Source organism: Pedobacter insulae, from assembly GCF_900113525.1.
Taxonomy (GTDB): Bacteria; Bacteroidota; Bacteroidia; order Sphingobacteriales; family Sphingobacteriaceae; genus Pedobacter; species Pedobacter insulae.
Genome location: NZ_FOPP01000006.1, coordinates 259,333 through 274,518 on the forward strand (window position 1 = coordinate 259,333; position 15,186 = coordinate 274,518).

Below are 15,186 nucleotides of genomic sequence, written 5' to 3' on the forward strand. Positions count from 1 at the left end.
GGTACAAAGATAATTAAAAACGCCTTAAATCAGTCGCTGTTTTACAACCAATGTATTCGCAATGATGTCATGCCAACACTGTTGCTTCTTATTTAAAAAGCTATACAAATACCCAAAAAACAATGGCAAAACCGATAACACTTTTGCCAGGTTTCTACCTAACGACACACCTAGCTCAATCCTGCTGCCCTGCATATCAGTCACCTTAATATCTAGTAATCTTTTTCCAATTGTTGCTTGCTTTGCAGAAGCTTCGGCAAAACTGCTATAAACAAACTTAACGATTGGAATTAATGGTAACAAAGTTACCCCAACCAAAATACGTTGGGTTTTATGCTCAACAACTATGAAAATCAATAGCATAAAAATCACATATGCCAATGTTATAAAGAAGTAATCAACTACCGAAGCCAATAGTCTCTGATCAAACGAAGCAAAATATTGCGGCGCAGTTTGTTGATATCGAAAACCAAAAAGCTCACGTAGTTCTTCAAACTCGTGAGCCTCTTTATAGTCGTCCATTCCCGGCTTCCTGATAAAGGTTTCGGGTTTGATAGCTAATGCTTTTAATTCCTCAAATTCATATGGCCCTTCGGGCTTACCGTTGATAACAACTGTGTATTTCATCAATACCTTTTCACTTCAAAATTACTAAATCCTCCATCTAAGTTAATAAATATTTTCTTAGTAGAGTTTTGGTAATTCGCGCTTTCATAGGTGCCATCTTTTAACTTGGTAAAACCATCGAAATCTCTAGAAGAAAAACCAGTTCTGGTTACGATTCGGCAGCCTGAGCTCTCCGGAATTTCGATTTTTATATCGGCCATACCAACCTTTACATTCACATCAGTAATGGGCAATAAATTACCAATCTTTACATCAATATCAGCGGCCCCGCCATCAAATTTAAATGTTCTAACTTTATACTTCGTCAAATCAAAATCAACACTTCCAGCTCCCATTGCTACATTCATTTCCCATGTTGGCTGTACATTTAAATAAAAATCTACAGAATTTCCGTTATTTCCAAAATATGGACTTTTCGACTTCCCATTCATTTTAAAATTAATCGTATTCATCGAATCAGCCACATCTTTACGAAGCATAAACTTCATACCTTTTCTATTTTCTCTCACATCAGCAGCGAACAAACTATCTGTTTCCCCTTTTAATTCGTAGGTATTTGCACCTCCGCTTATATTTAAAATTGTTCTCTTCTCTGCATCTCCAGGTAAAAACGGTTCGGCATAATTAAGCTTTGAATGTTGGGCATTTTTCCATTCATCATCATCAATGTCGATGTGAATACTATCCCTATCCCACCACAAACCGTGCGCTGGTTTCGTTTGCCCTTTTACAAATAAGAATGATAAGGTTACTACTAAAATTCCTAATGAAATAATATTACCCGTTTGCGAGTTGTTCTTATTGAACAATATATTTACGCCCAGTATGATTAAAAATACCGGCCAAAAACTCCATACATTTCGCCAATAAAATTCTATAACCCCGAAGTTATCTAATAATAGTACACCGCCTATAAATAATAGGAGCACACCCCAAATTACTCTGTCAAGTTTCATCGTATTTATGTGTTTTTTTTTGTTAAACTTATACAATTGGTGCGGTTGTGTCATTATTTTCATCTTTCACAACAACCGGTTCATTTTGCGTCTCTGCCGAGGGCTTTTTAGCTTCTTCAGTTTCTCTTTTAAACTGCTCCCATTCTGTTTTTCTTTTGTTTTTAAAGATCAAACTAATACCCACAGCGACAATTACTAGTGGCCATAACTTATAAATGCTGAACCAAATTGGTATAAAAATAAATTGTTTAAGTAAAAAGTAAACCCCTAATAGTAAAATTATTAAACCCGCAACAGTCCGCCCAGTATCATTGCCTTTTGGAACAGTGTTGAAATCTGCATTATTCGGCATCGTAAAATTTGGCCCTGCATTTTGTGTATTCCATTTTGTTTGCGCATCACTATTGGCTGGATTGCTGAAAGCATTAGGAGAGTTAAACATAGGGTCATTAAAGGATTGGCCCTGCTTTTGGTAATAGTTGTTAAATTGAGAAAAACGGGCAGAAGGATCGTTTTTAGCTGGAAGCACTATCCAAAAAACAATGTATACCAATAACATCACTCCAGCTGTAAAAGCGGCTGACAATACAAATAGGATCCTAATCAATAATACATCATATCCCAAATAATCTGCTAAACCACTGGAAACGCCAGAGAAAACCTTATCGTGTTCGTTTCTATATAATTTCTTTTCCATTTCTATTTCTCCTATTATTTATTTGTCAAATTTTAACGGCGTTAGTACTATTTCATCAACATTTACTCCACTACTTAAACTTAAAATGGAGTAAACTGAATTTGCAATATCTTCAGGCTGTACAAATGTTTCGGCTGCTATCGTTGTTCCCTCCCAAGAAGCAGTTAATGTAGAACCTGGTAAAATCGCAGTAACTTTTACATTGAATTGTGCTAACTCTTTCCGTAATACATTATTAAGACTTAGCATCGCTGTTTTTGTTACAGAGTAACTCCCTGCATTTTCAACTGTTTGCCGACTGGCAACGGAGCATACATTAAAAATATGTCCAGATCTTGCATCACGCATCATTTTACCGAAATTCTTGCTCATATAATAGGCAACATTCACATTCAATTGTTGCTGTATTTCAAACACTTCATCCTCTTCGTCCAAAAAATTGCCCGGTATAAAAGTACCAACATTATTTATCAGTACATCAATAGTCGGCATTTTAGCTTTAACAGAATTAAAAAAAGAAATTACTTCCTCCTTTTTGCTGCAATCTATTGCCTGAGCAAAAACGGTAACGCCAAAATCTTGCAACTCATTTTGAAATGTTTTTAGCTCCGATGAATTTCTCGCACATATCGCCAAATTATAGCCATTTCGCGCTAAAATCGAAGCGATAGCCCTTCCTATTCCTTTCGAAGCCCCTGTAATAACTGCATTCATCTTTTTATTTTTTGACACAAAAAAGAGTATTTATATCCATAATCAATAATATTTTTGCATAAATACTTAATGGGAGAACATTTTTGTTGTTTCTTTGTATATTATGTTACTTACCAGCTAAACTATAAATAATGAATTTTACCAATTTTGGCAAATATATTCTGCTTTTAAAAGCTGTTTTCAGAAGACCAGAAAAAACTAAAATATATATAAAGGCCATTTTTCAGCAAATGGATTTTATTGGCGTCGGTTCTTTAGGGCTAATTAGCATCATTTCTACTTTTATAGGGGCAGTAATGACTTTACAGATTGCGTTCCAGTTGGTAAGTGATTTTATTCCGAAAACAATTATTGGCTCAGTTAATCGTGATTCAAGTATCTTAGAGTTAAGCCCAACCATTAGTGCGATCGTTTTAGCAGGAAAAATTGGATCCGCTATTTCTTCAGAAATTGGTACTATGCGCGTTACAGAACAAATTGATGCGCTCGAAATTATGGGGATCAATGCTCCTGGATACTTAATACTTCCAAAGATTATTGCCGGAATTACCATGGTTCCGGTTTTGGTAATTATTTCAATGGTATTAAGTATTGGGGGTGGTTATTTAGGAGGAACATTGTCTGGAGCCATTTCAGCAGCTGAGTATATTCAAGGTATCACTACCGATTTCAATCCCTATACTATTAATGTTGCTTTAACAAAGGCCTTTGTTTTTGGTTTTATCATTACCTCGGTGCCCGCGTATGAAGGATTTTATGTTAAAGGTGGAGCCTTAGAAGTTGCGCAAGCAAGTACCCGTGCGGTTGTAGTAAGCTGTATTAGCATTTTAGCTTGTGATTATATTGTAACCCAGCTTTTATTATGATCGAGATTAAAGACATCCACAAATCATTTGGCGAAAATGAGGTTTTAAAGGGAATTTCGGGTAAATTTGAAGCTGGTGTTACCAATTTGATTATCGGTGGCTCAGGATCAGGTAAAACCACATTATTGAAATGCATGATCGGCTTGCATCAACCCGAGCAAGGTAGTGTAGAATATGATGGTCGTGAATTTACTCAACTTAACTTCGAGCAAAGAATTGAAATTAGAAAAGAAATTGGTATGCTTTTTCAAGGCTCTGCTTTATTCGATTCAATGACCGTTGAAGAAAACGTGATGTTTCCGCTAAATATGTTCACCGAGCAAAGCAATAGCGAAAAATTAGACAGAGTAAATTTCTGTTTAGACAGGGTAAATCTTGAAGGAAAAAATAAACTCTTCCCTGCAGAACTTTCTGGAGGAATGAAAAAGAGAGTTGGAATTGCCCGGGCAATCGCCATGAATCCAAAATACCTTTTTTGCGATGAGCCAAACTCTGGACTTGATCCTAAGACATCAATCGTAATTGATGAGTTAATTAAAGAATTAACCGAGGAGTATAATACCACTACCATTGTAGTTACCCACGATATGAACTCAGTAATGGGTATCGGAGATTATATCATCTTTTTGCACGAAGGCAAAAAATTCTGGGAAGGCTCTAACAAAGAAATCGCTAAAACAGATATTGAAGAATTAAATGATTTTGTTTTTGCAAGCCGATTTATGAAAGCTGCAAAAGGAAAGTTTTAGTCGGGCCGTCATTCGAGATACGAAGCAATCTCCTCAAAGCATTGTTGTTAAAATTGCTTTGCTTCATGCTTCGCAACTCCTCGCAATGACGGGAACAAAAAGGAAACAATTAACCAGTTTATACGCTTAACCAATTAACCTCTCTTCTTATCATGATACAACTTTTAACCCCTACACACTGGAAAGATTACGAATTAATAGATTGTGGTGATTTCGAGAAATTGGAGCGTTTCGGCGATTTGATTTTATGCCGACCTGAACCCCAAGCTGTATGGAAAAAGATTTTATCACCACAAGAGTGGAAGAAAAAAACACATATTAACTTTAAAGGCCGCTCTGCTACTTCTGGAGAATGGCTAAAAGTGGATAAAAGTGCGCCTGACCGCTGGAATGTAAAATATCAGAATGACGATATTAGCATCAATTTACGTTTGGGACTTACTTCATTCAAACACGTTGGCGTGTTTCCAGAACAAGCTGTAAACTGGGATTATATCTCATCCAGCATTAAAAAATTTAAAAAACAATCTCCAAAGGTCCTCAATCTATTTGCTTACACAGGTGCAGCCTCCTTGGTTGCCAAAGCAGCAGGCGCTGATACTACACACGTTGATTCGATCAAACAAGTTGTAAATTGGGCAAACGAAAACCAAGAACTTTCAAAATTAAAAGATGTTCGTTGGGTAGTGGAAGATGCATTAAAGTTTGTAAAAAGAGAACTAAAGCGAGGTAAAAAATATAACGGCATTATTTTAGATCCACCTGCTTTCGGGCATGGACCAAACGGGGAGAAATGGAAATTGGAAGACCATATTCAGGAAATGATGCAAGACGTGGTTCAGCTATTGGATGAAGAAGAACATTTCTTGATTCTTAATACCTACTCACTTGGGTTTTCATCCGTAATTGTAGAAAATCTGATTAAAACATCTTTCCCACAGGTTAAAAATTTAGAAACTGGTGAGCTCTTCCTACAGGCAACTTCGGGTATCAAGTTACCATTAGGTGTATTTGGAAAATTTAATAAGTTTAAAAGTTAGCCAAGAAAGGCTTCCGCATCCACGAAAGCCTATTCTTAACAAAACAACCCTATCCTTTCTTAATCAACTTATATTCGATTACGGGTTTACCGCGCTCACCGCCATCTCCACCTACACCCATACTTACGAATTTTAATTTGTAAACATTGCCGCTAGCATCTTTAATAACATAAAAACGGGCTGTTATCCCGGTAGCAGGCTGGGTGCTTCTCCATTTATCTCCTATTGCGTTACGAGCTCCACTAAAGGTTACACTGGCAATATTTGCCGCTGCAAAATCGTCGTAACTAATTGTCGAACTAAGTACTTCACCAGCTTGTGTACCGCCTAAAGAGTTGATAAAAACTACATCCGAAAACCCATAAGGATAAGCACCACCCCCTCCAAAATAGATAGACCATGACCATACGAGGTCCCATTGGTGTTTTTGAGGCTCAACGGTTACAGCTTTCCCCTCGTCAAGTGATACAAATCCGAAATTATAGGTTACGTCTTTCCTGATATCTATTGTCTTAAAAGTAGTTTCATTTAATTTAGCATACTGTAAGGCGTACCCATCCCCCTTCCGTAAAATCCGCACTTTGTAAACCGTTTCGGCAGTAATTACTGAGGTATGGGTTCCGCCACTAGGACTAACCAAATACACTTTATTCTCTGATTCGATAGCAGACACTGCAGCAATAGCTGTCTTATTTAAAATACTCGACTCCCTAGGGTCATCAATTTTTACAAATTCATTCACATTTGGATTCATTAAATCAAGCGCAACTTCCGATTGAACAAAATCCGCTGCGGTTACTGCATTCAAATCTGTTTTCTCGATCCTTTTGGCCGTAGCGCCAGCGGTATTATTTAAAATCACTTTAAAATCACTACCTGAATAGAAACCCAATGTCCAACTTGTTCTCAGCACCTTCGTCTGCTCATCTGCACTTAGGTCCACAAATACTGAATTTGCTGCACCAGTTCCTATTGCCGCTTCAGCATTTAAGGTTAATATGCTTCCATCAGATGGTGGAATAACTAAAACTGGTTCATCATCCTTTTTACAAGAGGTAAATGTGATCGCCAGAAGGGTAACGGCTAGTATTGAATTTAATTTATTCATGATATTATTTATATATATTATTTATTAATTTTTATTCCAATTAAATGATACACCAAGCACATAAGAGCGTCCATAACTGTAAGGCAGAGTTGCACCGCCTATACTATGTGCACCACCACTAGCTGTAGAACTGTTTGTCAATTGTGTGATGTCAAAAAGATTTTTAATCCCTGCTGTAACCGTAATGTTCTGATATAAATTCTTGTTCAACATCAAATCTGCCCAGCTAAATGCACCAACCTTTACCAGCTTAGCATTTTGTGCATTATGCTCTGTACTTAATTGATAACTAGGTCGGGAACCAGCGTATTTATAGAATAAACTTATATTGCCATTCATTTTTGTAAAAGTGTAACTTAGGTTAGTAGTGAGCTCTGGCGACCATACAAATTCTGGAAGTTCTAAGATTGGTTCACTATCACCTAAACTATTAAACCTCCCAATATAGGCGAAGCCTACATTCATTTGAAGATTATTTAAAATCAAGCTATTATCAAGGGTTGCGCCAGTTGTTTTGTACTTAGCAATATTGATTAACGTAGTAACCGATGGATTTGAAGCATCAACTCCATAGTCAATTCTGTTCTTAAATAGATTATAAAAACCAGATAAGGTAGTCCGTAACTTTAAAACATGAAGTGCTAATGATCCATTAAAGCTGTTCGATTCCTCTGCCTTTAAATTGGTGTTACCCATAATGGAATGACTGGCATCAAAAAAATCATAGTACAACTCACGTAGAGCCGGAGCACGGAAACCGCGGGCATAAGCTAAGCGAAGATCCAGTGCATGCAATAAGCTAAATTTGGCATTGAGCGATGGAATTACGGAAGGTGCATCATATACCGAGTTCTTAATAAAACGCAATCCGGGTCTGATGTTTATCTTTTCCGTTGGTTTAATTTCTGAAGAAACAAAAAATGCATAGTCGTTAATGATTGGTGCTCCTTTAATCCTAGCTCCACTTGCTACATCGCTGTTCAGTTCAAAACCAGGCTGGATAGATATACTTTTTGAAGGCGAGTAAATAGCAGTCGTCCTAATTATGGCAGCATGAAATTTGGCGACATCCTGCTTTCCTGCTTCAGTCGATAACACCTCGCTGTTGTTTGTAAAATCATGAATTAAGCTTTTCGTTGATCTTTGTAAGTTCGTATAACCTGCTATCGCGGTAAATTGCAACCGCTCTGCGGCTTGCCATGCCGATTGAAGTTGTTGCGTATAACGATGGGTAGTATAAGTTTGCAACTCTCTCTTGTAGTTATTGGGATTCATACCTCCCCTACTCTCAATGGCTTCATTTAAACCATCAAAACGATACCAAATATTGAAGTTATCATTTCGATATCCGACTTTAGTATTTACCAAAAATTGCTCCTTCGGCTTCCATCTATTTGCAACGGAATTTACTTCTGCTATCGTTGCAGTTCGGGGCGCTAGATTCCAACCTCCAAAATCATTATGGGTAAACCCTGTCAGTAAATTCCAGCCATTATTTTGCCAATTCGCGCTAATATTCTTATTGTGATTTCCCTTACCGCGTAATAAACCATATTCATTTCCTGCTGTTTCATCTTGTATACGTGCCGAGACGTTAACCAATGATTTCCCAACGTTTTTCGTAATGATATTGATGGCACCTGCAAGAGCATCTGTGCCATATACTACAGAAACCGGTCCCTCCACAATTTCAATTCGTTCTACCGTATTGATGTCTATCTGATTTAAGCTCTCCCGGCTATCTGAACGATCCACCATAGGAACACCGTCCAAAAGTATCTTGATATTCCGACCACTCATCCCCATCAGCTCTACGTCGTTTGTACCTAAAGTTAAATCATTGCTAAAACGAAAACCTAATTCTGTGTTCAACACTTGTTGGATGTTAGTGGCCCCTCTTAGTCTAATTTTCTCCGCATTTATAATCCGAACATTGTAAACGGAATTTTTAAGCGATTGCGGTCCGAATTGAGCCGTAACTACAACTTCGTTTAATTGATCAACTTTTTCGCTAGCGATATGTTTTGTCGAATCTTCCTTTTGAGCAAACACAAAAGAGATAGTAACAGATAAATAAAAAATTGATAGTAGTATAAGTCGTTTCATTTTTATTATTTAGAATGATTTCAAATAACGAAGCAATGATATGACTTATTTAGACTAATTACAAATAATATTACAATTAACTAATTAGCAGTTAAGTCGTTTGACTTATTTATTTACATAAATAACTGACTATAAATACCTTATAACTTTAACATCAGGGTGTTGATAATTATAACTTAGCTAGTATTTGAAATAATGTATTTTTGATGTTGGATTTAATCTACCAGTATGAAACTAATTAAGCTTACAGCTCCCCTATTACTTGCTATCGCTGCTCTTTCTACCTTTTCTTGTACTACAGATACAAAGAAAAATGTTGAGAAAACTACCGTTAAAGACACTGCCGAAGTTGTAGAAGAAGAAAATTTACGTGCCCCAGTGGATACGGCAAAGTATGATGCGATTATGAAAAAACTGGCTAACGGTGATACTACTGGAAAATGGCCGGTAAAAAAACATCCTTACCCGCTTGATGGAGCAATACTTCCTTTTAAGCGTATCATTGTTTATTATGGAAACCTACATTCGAAAAAAATGGGTGCACTTGGAGAATATGCTCCAAAAGAAATGTGGGAACGTTTAAATAAAGAAGTGAAGCATTGGGAAAAAGTAGATCCTAGCACACCCGTACAAGTGGGCTTACATTATATCGCTGCTGTTGCCAGTGGAACTCCGGGAAAAGATGGAAAATATATCAATAGAATGGGTAATAAGCAGATCGATTCTGTGTTAAAGATTGCAAAAATGCAACCTAATACCATTGTATTTTTAGATTTACAAGTTGCCCTTAGTAACCTAAAAGCAGAGTTACCTCATATTGAAAAATATCTTCAATTGCCTCACGTCCATTTGGGCATAGATCCAGAATTCTCTATGAAGGATGGTTCATTACCTGGCAAAAAAATCGGAACCTATGATGCCGCTGATATTAATTATGTATCAGGTTATTTGGCAGACATGGTGAAAAAATATAATCTGCCTCCCAAAGTTTTTGTCATTCACCGTTTCACCCGTAAGATGGTAAGCAATTCACCTAGCATCAAACTCAGACCAGAAGTACAAATCGTAATGCACATGGATGGCTGGGGCGAGCCGGATCTGAAACTCGGTACTTATCGCCATTTTATTTACGGTGAACCGGTACAATTTACAGGCTTTAAAATATTCTACAAAAACGACTTGAAAAAAGCACCAAATCGTTTAATGACTCCAGAAGAGTTAATGAAGTTAAAACCAATACCTGTTTATATTCAATACCAATAATACCTTTGGTATTAAGTAAAAATTAAGATAGAAAATCCCATCCTGTAAATTAATAGGATGGGATTTTTTATATTTAAGAAATAATAAACTAATATGACTAACCAAACTCATAAACATGATAAATATTAAATTAAGAAGCAGAAAAGCTATTTGTTTTTCACTTTTATTCATTGCCGCTACTTCTTCAGCTATTGCACAAGAAAAAGCAAAGCCTGTATTTAAAGATGGAGAAGCTCAAATTGTACCTGCTTTTGATACACCCGATAAGTGGCTTCGCCATGACCTTTGGGTTGAAACCACATTCGATACCGATGGCGATGGAAAACTAGATCGTATGCATGTGAGCGTGACGCGACCATTTCAGACAGAAACTGAAGGATTAAAACTTCCAATCATTTACGAAACAAGTCCATATTTTGCCGGAACTGCAGGCACCGCACCCGGCACTTTTTGGGATGTAAAACATGAAGTAGGCGAAAAACCGCCAGTTGCGCGTATACACCCTGACGTAAAGCGTATTGGTAAACGACCAATTATCTCTAACTCCTTAATTAGAGAATGGGTTAAAAGAGGCTATATTATTGTACATTCTTCATCGCCGGGCACAGGACTTTCGCAAGGTTCACCGACAGTAGGCGGACTTAATGAATCGCTTGCTCCAAAAGCGGTAATTGAATGGTTGTCTGGAAAAGATAATGGCTTTACTAGTCCAGATGGAAATGAAAAAGTGAAAGCATTCTGGAGTACTGGAAATGTAGGTATGACGGGAACGTCTTACAATGGCACACTTCCCCTTGCCGCTGCAACTACTGGTGTAGAAGGATTAAAAGCAATTATACCAGTTGCACCAAATACTTCTTACTATCATTATTATCGTTCAAACGGTTTAATTAGAAACCCTGGAGGTTACTTAGGCGAGGACATTGATGTTTTATATGATTTCATCCATAGTGGAGCAGAAGATAAAAGAGCCTATAACAATAAAACGGTGAGAGATGAGGAAATGGCAAAAGGAATGGATCGCGTAACAGGAGATTACAATGATTTTTGGGCTGGTAGGGATTATCTAAACGCCATGAAACCTATGAAAGCAGCTTTACTGATGTCGCACGGATTTAACGACTGGAATGTAATGCCAGAGCATAGCTACAGAATTTACAAGGCAGCTGAAGCGAAAGGTTTACCAGTACAGATCTATTATCATCAGGGTGGCCACGGCGGTCCACCACCAATGAAAATGATGAACAGATGGTTTACACGCTACTTATTTGGAATTCAGAATGACGTTGAGAAAGATCCAAAAGCATGGATCGTAAGGGAGAAAGAAACAAATGCTAATCCAACTTCATACGCAAACTATCCAAACCCAAATGCTAGCGATGTAAAATTATATCTTGGAGCTGGAGGAAATACACATGGGAATCTGTCGACAACTAAACCAGCGAAACAAATTTCAGAAAAGTTAATTGATGATGTTTCTTTTGCAGGAAAAGACTTGGCTAAAGCCGAAAAGTCTGATCATCGTTTGCTATATGTTAGTCCCATTTTAAAAGAAGCCATTCATTTGTCCGGTCTTGCTCAGTTGACTGTGAAGTTAGCCAGTAGTAAACCTGCAGCGAATTTTTCGGTGTGGTTGGTAGCTTTACCTTGGAGTGAAGGCACGGGTGTAAAGTTAATGGACAATGTAATTACACGCGGCTGGGCAGATCCCCAGAACAGCAAATCGATTAGCAAAAGTTCCCCTTTAACACCAGGTAAGTTTGTTGAATTGAAATTTAACCTTCAGCCAGATGATCAAATTATTCCTGCGGGCAAACAGATCGCTTTAATGATCTTCTCCAGCGATAGAGAATTTACGCTTTGGCCTAAAGCAGGTACTGAAATAACAATTGACTTAAACGGCACTTCGCTTACTTTACCAGTGGTTGGCGGGGCCAGTGCGTTTGACAAGGCTATAAAATAAACCAGGTTATTGGCACTTCCGTCATTGCGAGGTACGAAGCAATCTTACAATCAGATTGCTTCGTACCTCGCAATGACGGATTAGGATTCGCATACAATCTTAGAAAAACCCTAATTGTCCTTTATCATCAATCTTAATATCTTCAGGGTTAGTAATCTCTAAATCTATCTTCTTTACTGGTTTAGGTTCTTCTTTCTTCTTAGGTTCATCACTGCTGCTTGCTGGTTGTTCGACGATTGGCACCGGTTCTTCCTGATGTGGTTTAGAACTTTGGCCTTCCTGATTTTCCAACCCCCTGTTCTCCGTCTTAAATACAGGCTTCTTCTTCAACTCCACAACAGGCTCTTTTGTTGTTTTAATTTCCGGCAATGTAGATTCCTCCACCACTTCTGGTACAACTTCCTCTATAATCACCTCGTTAACTGTTTCCTCTTTAATTAACGACTGCTCTGCCCGTTCCAAATCATGTTGTTCAACCGCTATTGGCTCTACATCATCTACAACGACTGATTCAACAACTTTAATCCCAATTTCAGATTCAGCATCAACCAGGCTAACATTTTTAACCTCATGTTGTGAGAGTCGGTTGCCGTTTGCTTTCAATCCCTTTACATCAATTAAATTTGCCAAATCTAATATCAACGTTTCCGGTGTCTTTGATTTTCCCTTCTCTACATCAACCTTTACTTGCGCATCGGGCTTACCGGTAATAAAAATCATCTTCGAACCAGGTTCTTCACTAATGATACTCACTTCTTTACCTGCAGGCTGCATTTCGAAGGTAAAGCGCTTTACATAATAATTTTTTGCCTTGGTATCATAATGTACCAAGCCATATACTTTTTGGGGATCAAATTTTTGCATTAAAACAATTCCCGGATCAAAGTGATTACTCAAATCAAATGAGGTGAGTTCATACCATCCTGCGGCATTCACCTGCAAAATTTTATCATCGCCATCAAATTCCCCTAAATATTTTCCTCTTCCATCAACATTTAGGCGTTTCAAAAGCTCGTCATACCAAATCTTCAAACCAGATAAAGTAGAAACACCTTTACTTTTGAGTGTTATCTTTTTTACAGGATATTTAGAAACGATATTACCTTGAGAAGCACGCCCTTTAATCGCAATATCCGCAAAATCAACATCAAATTGCAATTTCTTTAATTTCGAATGAGGTTTTAACTGCACATTGATTACCTCTGCCTCTCCATTAGGATTGGCGGTAAAATATAGAATTTTAGACCCTTTTGTACCCTTGGTCAAATCATATTCCTTATCTCGTGTAACACCTAATACGGCAAAACGCTTAATATAGTTTGTTCCACTCGCTCCATCTCTATAAATGAGATTATAAACGGTTCGCTCGTCTCCTTTCTTGAACACTTGGGCATGAATAATACCTTTACCAACAAATGTTTTTTCGGCAACTTTCGTTACAATACACTTTCCATCTTCTCTAAAAACAATAATCTCATCTATATCAGAGCAATCACCAACAAATTCATCTTTACGCAACCCTGTGCCAATAAACCCATCCTCTTTATTCATATAAAGTTTCACATTTGCCAAAGCAACTTTTGAAGCTTCTACCTTATCGAACAATCTAATTTCAGTTTTTCGCTCCCTACCTTTACCATATTTATCCTTCAATTTTTGAAACCATGCAATGGTATAATCAGTTAAATGGCGGAGATGACCTTTTACAACTTTAATTTCGTCTTCCAAAGCTTTCATCTGTTCATCGGCCTTTTTCACATCAAAACGAGTGATGCTACTCATCGGCTTATCGATTAGTTTTTTGAAATCTTCCGGTAAAATTTCCCGGTATAATGAAGGTTTAAATGGCTCGAATAAAATATTTAAAACTGTATTTACCACCTCAAAATCAGCTGCATTCTCGTACTCAGGATTTTTATACATTCCTTCCTGAATAAAAATCTTCAATAAAGAACTGAAGAAAATCTTTTCCTGCAATTCGTGTAGCCTAATTTCTAATTCACGCTTTAAAAGCTGCTTGGTAAAAAGTGTATTTTGATTTAAAATATCATTCACAGTTAAAAACTGTGGTTTATCGTCTTTGATGATACAGGTATTCGGAGAAATAGAAATTTCACAGGCCGTAAAAGCGTATAAAGCATCTATGGTTACATCAGGTGAAATACCCGGGGCCAATTGCACAACAATTTCCACATTAGCAGCCGTATTATCTTCGATTTTTTTAATCTTGATCTTACCTTTGTCATTGGCAACTAAAATACTATCAATTACAGATCCCGTTGTAGTGCTATACGGAACTTCGGTAATCACTAAAGTCTTTTTATCCTTTTCAGTGATTTTAGCTCGCACCCTAATTCTGCCCCCACGCATTCCCTCGTTGTAGTTAGAGAAATCGGCCATCCCCCCAGTAAAAAAATCTGGCAGAATGTTAGATTTATTCCCTTTCAAAATCTCAATAGAAGCATCCAAAAGCTCTACAAAGTTATGGGGCATTACTTTGGTGGCTAATCCAACTGCAATACCTTCGGCTCCTTGCGCTAATAATAGTGGAAATTTAACAGGTAAAGTTATTGGCTCATTATTTCTACCATCATAACTTAACTGCCACTCGGTAGTATCTGCATTAAAAACTACTTCGTTGGCAAATTTAGACAGGCGGGCTTCAATATATCGCGGCGCCGCAGCGCTATCGCCAGTAATAGGATCTCCCCAGTTACCCTGACAATCGATCAGCAAATCTTTTTGCCCAATTTGTACCATTGCATCACCAATGGAAGCATCACCATGCGGGTGATATTTCATGGTATTTCCAATCACGTTCGCAGCTTTATTGAAACGTCCATCGTCCATTTCCTTCAAAGAGTGCATAATGCGGCGCTGTACGGGCTTTAAGCCGTCGTGGATATGCGGTACCGCTCTATCCAGAATTACATAAGAAGCATAATCGAGAAACCAATTTTCATACAGTCCATTGATAGGAATAACTGTATGTTTATGTTCAACGCCATCCGGCTGGTTTGTCTCATTTAAGTTATTGTCTAATTCTTCGCTCATTCGCTTTCAATGTATTGGGATGCGTAAATATAACAGTTGGAAT

General features: G+C 37.6%; 12 protein-coding genes. 5 read left to right on the forward strand and 7 right to left on the reverse strand.

Annotated elements, in window-relative coordinates; all coding sequences use genetic code 11:
* Positions 1–24: 24 nt before the first annotated feature.
* Genes BM207_RS12225 through BM207_RS12240 form a run of 4 tightly spaced genes read right to left on the reverse strand, consistent with a single transcriptional unit; the run spans position 25 to position 2,994 of the window.
* Positions 25–627, reverse strand: a complete 603-nt coding sequence (locus tag BM207_RS12225; RefSeq protein WP_090994362.1) for an RDD family protein — start codon at positions 625–627, stop codon at positions 25–27.
* Positions 627–1,583, reverse strand: a complete 957-nt coding sequence (locus BM207_RS12230; protein WP_090994364.1) for a LiaF transmembrane domain-containing protein — start codon at positions 1,581–1,583, stop codon at positions 627–629. The genes BM207_RS12225 and BM207_RS12230 overlap by 1 nt, the downstream gene beginning before the upstream one ends.
* Before the next feature lie 28 nt (positions 1,584–1,611).
* The gene (locus BM207_RS12235; RefSeq protein ID WP_090994365.1) at positions 1,612–2,280 is read right to left on the reverse strand and encodes a PspC domain-containing protein; all 669 of its coding nucleotides are present in this window, start codon (positions 2,278–2,280) and stop codon (positions 1,612–1,614) included.
* 18 nt (positions 2,281–2,298) lie between these two features.
* A complete protein-coding gene (locus BM207_RS12240) occupies positions 2,299–2,994 on the reverse strand; it encodes an SDR family oxidoreductase (protein WP_090994367.1) in 696 nt (231 codons plus the stop codon).
* A 131-nt stretch (positions 2,995–3,125) separates the two neighbouring features.
* Between BM207_RS12240 and BM207_RS12245 the strand changes: the two genes are divergently transcribed.
* From BM207_RS12245 to BM207_RS12255, 3 genes are all read left to right on the forward strand, one after another.
* Complete coding sequence (locus tag BM207_RS12245; protein WP_090994369.1) at positions 3,126–3,860, forward strand: MlaE family ABC transporter permease; 735 nt, start codon at positions 3,126–3,128, stop codon at positions 3,858–3,860.
* Complete coding sequence (locus tag BM207_RS12250; RefSeq protein WP_090994371.1) at positions 3,857–4,609, forward strand: ABC transporter ATP-binding protein; 753 nt, start codon at positions 3,857–3,859, stop codon at positions 4,607–4,609. Before BM207_RS12245 ends, BM207_RS12250 begins: the two co-directional genes overlap by 4 nt.
* 152 nt (positions 4,610–4,761) lie before the next feature.
* Positions 4,762–5,649 (forward strand): RsmD family RNA methyltransferase, encoded by an 888-nt coding sequence (locus BM207_RS12255; RefSeq protein ID WP_090994374.1) that lies wholly within the window; start codon positions 4,762–4,764, stop codon positions 5,647–5,649.
* A gap of 49 nt (positions 5,650–5,698) precedes the next feature.
* Here the strand turns inward: BM207_RS12255 and BM207_RS12260 are convergent, their stop codons facing one another.
* Positions 5,699–6,757 carry an HmuY family protein gene (locus BM207_RS12260; RefSeq protein WP_090994376.1) on the reverse strand — a complete coding sequence of 353 codons (1,059 nt, stop codon included), beginning with the start codon at positions 6,755–6,757 and terminating at the stop codon, positions 5,699–5,701.
* A 24-nt stretch (positions 6,758–6,781) separates the two neighbouring features.
* Positions 6,782–8,863 carry a TonB-dependent receptor plug domain-containing protein gene (locus BM207_RS12265; RefSeq protein WP_090994378.1) on the reverse strand — a complete coding sequence of 694 codons (2,082 nt, stop codon included), beginning with the start codon at positions 8,861–8,863 and terminating at the stop codon, positions 6,782–6,784.
* 228 nt (positions 8,864–9,091) lie between these two features.
* On the opposite strand from BM207_RS12265, the gene BM207_RS12270 reads away from it, so the two are divergent.
* Positions 9,092–10,126: a hypothetical protein gene (locus BM207_RS12270; protein ID WP_090994380.1), complete on the forward strand. Its 1,035-nt coding sequence runs from the start codon at positions 9,092–9,094 to the stop codon at positions 10,124–10,126.
* A 115-nt stretch (positions 10,127–10,241) separates the two neighbouring features.
* Positions 10,242–12,089 (forward strand): Xaa-Pro dipeptidyl-peptidase, encoded by a 1,848-nt coding sequence (locus BM207_RS12275; RefSeq protein WP_090994382.1) that lies wholly within the window; start codon positions 10,242–10,244, stop codon positions 12,087–12,089.
* 99 nt (positions 12,090–12,188) lie between these two features.
* Here the strand turns inward: BM207_RS12275 and BM207_RS12280 are convergent, their stop codons facing one another.
* Complete coding sequence (locus BM207_RS12280) at positions 12,189–15,143, reverse strand: DNA gyrase/topoisomerase IV subunit A (RefSeq protein WP_090994384.1); 2,955 nt, start codon at positions 15,141–15,143, stop codon at positions 12,189–12,191.
* Between the last annotated feature and the right edge of the window lie 43 nt (positions 15,144–15,186).